5 protein-coding genes are annotated in these 4,804 nt (G+C 36.4%); all 5 read left to right on the top strand.

Annotated elements, in window-relative coordinates:
* Positions 1-650 (top strand): CoA transferase subunit A (locus V7068_RS16700; protein ID WP_499713718.1); only part of this gene is annotated, 650 nt, incomplete at its 5' end.
* Positions 634-1,296 (top strand): 3-oxoacid CoA-transferase subunit B, encoded by a 663-nt coding sequence (locus tag V7068_RS16695; protein ID WP_375351531.1) that lies wholly within the window; start codon positions 634-636, stop codon positions 1,294-1,296. The genes V7068_RS16700 and V7068_RS16695, both read left to right, overlap by 17 nt.
* 13 nt (positions 1,297-1,309) lie before the next feature.
* Positions 1,310-2,065, top strand: a complete 756-nt coding sequence (locus V7068_RS16690; RefSeq protein ID WP_499713717.1) for a 3-hydroxybutyrate dehydrogenase — start codon at positions 1,310-1,312, stop codon at positions 2,063-2,065.
* A gap of 26 nt (positions 2,066-2,091) precedes the next feature.
* Positions 2,092-3,276 carry an acetyl-CoA C-acetyltransferase gene (locus V7068_RS16685; protein WP_499713716.1) on the top strand — a complete coding sequence of 395 codons (1,185 nt, stop codon included), beginning with the start codon at positions 2,092-2,094 and terminating at the stop codon, positions 3,274-3,276.
* 76 nt (positions 3,277-3,352) lie between these two features.
* Positions 3,353-4,666 (top strand): MFS transporter, encoded by a 1,314-nt coding sequence (locus tag V7068_RS16680; protein WP_375351537.1) that lies wholly within the window; start codon positions 3,353-3,355, stop codon positions 4,664-4,666.
* Positions 4,667-4,804: the final 138 nt, after the last annotated feature.

Raw genomic sequence — 4,804 nt, 5'->3', positions numbered from 1 at the left:
GTTTTAAGAGTGGTGATCAAATTTTAGTTGGTGGTTTTGGCTTATCAGGAACCCCTTTAACTATTATTGACGAACTATTAAAAGTAGATATTCATGATTTAACAATTGTTAGTAATAATTTAGGTGATGAGGGACAAGGGTTACACAAACTATTCATGCAAGGAAAAATCAAAAAAGCTATTGGGTCATTTTTTACGATTAATAAAGAAGCTGTAATTGCTTGGGCTAAAGGAGAATTAGAAATTGATTTGCTGCCTCAAGGTACATTAGCCGAAGCTATTCGTTGTGGTGGTGCTGGTATTGGTGGTTTTTACACAAAAACTGCCGTTGGAACTGAGCTAAGCAAGGGGAAAGAAGAAAGAGAGATTGATGGAGAAAGATATATTTTTGAAAAAGCGATTAAGGGTGATGTCGCTATTATAAAAGCAGCTAAGGCAGATAAACTTGGAAATTTACTATATCATACTACCGCTAGAAATTTTAATCCGATGATGGCTACAGCTGCAAAAATTGTTATTGCAGAAGTTGATGAAATTGTCGAGGTGGGTGATTTGGATCCGGAATATATCGTCACACCTCACGCTTATGTAGATTATATGATTCAAAGCAATTATTCAAAAGTAGGGAGGGATTATGTTGAGTCCAGATAAAAAGCATGTCATTGCTAAAAGAATTGCTGAAGAATTAGAGGATGGTCAAATTGTTAATTTAGGTGTAGGGATTCCAACGTTGGTTACCTCATATTTAGGTGATAAAAGAATTTATTTGCAAACGGAAAATGGTTTATTAGGAATGGGACCACATCCTACAGAAGAAAATGTAGATATTGATTTGATTAATGCTGGTAAAGAACCCGTTACCTATTTGAAAGGTGCCTCATTTTTTAATAGTGCGGATTCTTTTGCCTTAATAAGAGGCGGTCATGTTGATGTAGCTGTCTTAGGTACACTTCAAGTTAATATACATGGTGAAATTGCTAATTGGGCAGTTCCTAATCAACCAATATTAGGTGTAGGAGGTGCAATGGATCTAGTAACTGGAGCTAAAAAAGTGATTGTAGCAGCTACATTATTTGCTAAGGATGGATCATCCAAATTGGTGCAAGAATTATCGTATCAATCAAGTGGGATCCGAAGAGTAGAGTTATTTGTTTCCGATTACGCTGTTTTTAAATTTACGGATACAGGCGTAAAAGTAGTAGAGATGATTGAAGATATTTCAATAGAAGAATTAAGTGAAAAGGTTGGTTTTCAGTTAGAGTATCTTAAAGATTTAAGTAAATTAATAAATAAATAGTGAGGGGTAACATATGAGAAAACAAAGAACTGTTATTGTAACGGGAGCAGCGGGTGGATTAGGTCAAGCCATTTCAAAACAATTTGTTCAACAAAATGATTTTGTTTATGTTGCAGATCTTAATCAGGAAGCTGCAGATAAGGTTGCACGTGAATTAGGAGAAAATGCGAAAGGTATTGCGCTAGATGTAACAAATGAAGAGTCCATTAAAAGCGCATTAAAGAGCATTTTTGATGAAAAAAAATCAATTGATGTATTAATTAATAATGCTGGATTACAGCATCGGGCAACGATAGAGGAATTTCCTTTAGAAAAATGGAACTTGCTGATTGACGTCATGTTAACGGGTGTATTTTTAATGACAAAGCATGCTTTTCCTTATATGAAGAAAAATGAGTATGGACGTATTGTTAATATTTCTTCCGTTCATGGTCGAATGGCAACTCCTGAAAAAGTAGCGTATGTGGCCGCTAAACATGGAGTCATTGGCGTAACGAGTGTGACAGCATTAGAGGGGGCACCATATAAAATAACGGCTAATTCTATTTTGCCGGGTCCTGTAAGAACGGAATTATTAATGAAACAGATTAATAGTTTAAATGAAAAAGGAATGACAGAGAAAGAGGCACTAGGGGAAATTATGTATCCAAAACAAGCGATGAATCGTTTTATTGAACCGGAAGAAGTGGCTTCAGGTGTCGTTTATTTAGCATCGGATGTAGCTAGCGGTATTACGGGAGAACATCTTAGCGTTTCAGGCGGTATGTAATAAAAATTAGGATGGAGTGAAGTAAAATGACAACTTATATTATCGAGGGAGCACGAACAGCTTTTGGAACTTTTGGTGGATCGTTAAAAGGTGTTAGTGATATTGATTTAGGTGCAGCAGCAACTAAGGAAGCTATTAAAAGAAGCGGTATTTCAACCGCAGATATAGATGAAATTATATTCGGAAATATTATTCATACAAGCAGTAGCTCTGCTTATTTAGCACGACATATTGGTCTGAAAAGCGGTTTAAAAGAGTCATCCTCTGCACTTACATTAAATCGATTATGCGGTTCAGGCATGCAGTCTATCGTATCGGCAGCGCAGTCAATTGCTCTAGGTGATGCAAATGTCATTGTTGCAGGAGGAACCGAAAATATGAGCTTAGCTCCCCATGTATTAAGGGGAACACGTTTTGGTTCGCCTAATAAGGCACCAGTGATCGATGACATGCTTTGGGAAACTTTAACGGATCAATATGTTGGTTGTGGAATGGGCATGACAGCTGAGAATTTATCAGAAAAGTATAATATTTCTCGTGAAGAACAAGACGAGTTTGCGGTTCATTCACAAGCAAAAGCGCTTCAAGCGAGAGATAGTGGTCGTTTTGCAGAAGAGATTGTTCCAATTTCTATTAAAGATAAAAAAGGAAGAGAAAAAGTTGTTCATGTTGATGAACATATAAGAGAAGGCGTCAACTTAGAAAACTTAGCTCTACTAAAACCGGCTTTCAAGAAAGATGGAACGGTCACTCCGGGAAATGCAAGTGGAATTAACGATGGCGCTGCGGCAGTTATACTAGCATCTGAAGAGTATGTTAAGGAACATCATTTAAAACCGTTAGCTAAGATTGTTTCATGGGGTGTAGCTGGTGTTGATCCAAAAATTATGGGGATAGGACCTGTTCCAGCAAGTAAAAAGGCCTTAGAAAAGGCTAACTTAAGTTTAAATGATATCGATTTATTTGAATTTAATGAAGCGTTTGCGGCTCAATCGTTGGCTGTCATTAAAGAGTTAGGTGTCGATATAGAGAAAGTAAATGTAAATGGAGGGGCGGTAGCATTAGGTCATCCTGTTGGGGCGAGCGGAACAAGAATCACCTATTCTTTAGCAGTTGAAATGAAGAAAAGAAATGTGAAGTATGGATTAGCCTCATTGTGTATTGGTGGCGGTCAAGGGATTGCTGTCATTTTGCAAAATACGCAAAGTTAAAATAGCATAATAGCCCATAAGTAGCGAAGAGCATTTTAATGTAATGATTAAAAATGTGGAAAAGGAGAAATAGGCTATGAATCAATCTATTAGTGCGATAGAAAAAAGAACGGTCGGTAAAACGATGAAACGCATTCTCCCATTTATTCTTATTCTGTATGTTATTGCTTATCTAGATCGGGTTAACCTAGGTTTCGCTGCTTTAGAGATGAATGCAGATTTAGCTTTATCTGCTGAAGTTTTTGGCTTACTTTCTGGTATTTTCTTCATTGGTTATTTCTTTTTTGAAGTTCCAAGTAATATGATTATGCATAAAGTGGGTGCGCGTATATGGATTGCTCGTATTATGCTTTCATGGGGAATTATCGTGATTTTAACTGGTTTTGTGCAAACCGCTACGCATTTGTACATCCTACGTTTTCTATTAGGTGTCGCTGAAGCTGGATTTTTCCCAGGTATTATTCTGTATTTAACATATTGGTTTAGAGCTCGAGAACGCGGGCGAGCAACAGCTGTCTTACTACTAGCTTTACCGATAGGCGGATTATTTGGTGCACCTATCTCAACGTGGATTATTGATAATATTTCTTGGTTCAATATGGATGGCTGGAGATGGATGTTTATTCTAGAAGGAATTCCAGCTATTATCTTAGGGGTCATGGTTATTTTTTACTTAACTAATAGACCTGCTAATGCTAAGTGGTTGTCTAAGGAAGAAAAGGACTGGTTAGAAGGAGAACTAAGTGCTGAACAACAAGTAAGTGCTCAAATAAATAAAGTCTCGAAGCTAGATATGCTGAAGGATTCAAAAGTTTGGAAGTTAGCGTTATTTTATTTCGCTGGTTATACAGGGGTCTATGGATTGTCATTTTGGATACCAACTATCATTAAATCCTTATCAGCAAGCACAACGACTAACTTAGAAGTAGGTTGGTTGGCCATGATTCCTTCATTAGTTGGGATTCCAGCTATTATATTTGTGGGTTGGAATGCAGACAGGACTAATGCATACAAACTACATTTAATTGTTTCCATAATAATTGCAATTATTGGATTTATCGGATGTAGTTTTTCAGGAAGTATCTTTATGATGGTGCTTATGTTAACGATTACATCTGCTGGATTATATGGATTTACTGGATGTTTCTTCGCCTATATGACATTCTTCTTTACCGAGTCTACGGCACCTGTTGGTATCGCTTTAGTTAACTCATTTGCAGCTTTGGGTGGATTTGTCGGACCGATGATTCTTGGAATGGTCGTTTTTACTCAAGGGATGCTTATCTTAGCTGGACTGCTCGTTATTGGTCTAATTACTTTATTAACATTAAATTTAACAAATCAACATGATAAGAATATGGTAAAAGAAGTCCAAAAAAACATCAATTAATCATAATAAAGTAAGTAGGATGTTAAAAACAGAGAAATTGTAGAAATTTCTCTGTTTTTTTTATCTTAAATACCAATTCATCGCATTTTTATAAAGAACTTTTTTTGCTGGCTCTTCTTCTAGAGTATTATTTATTAA

This window comes from Bacillus sp. JJ634 (assembly GCF_036962285.1).
Taxonomy (GTDB): domain Bacteria; phylum Bacillota; class Bacilli; order Bacillales; family DSM-1321; genus Peribacillus; species Peribacillus asahii_A.
Note: the sequence above shows the minus strand (reverse complement) of the source record. Positions and strands in the feature narration are given on the sequence as shown.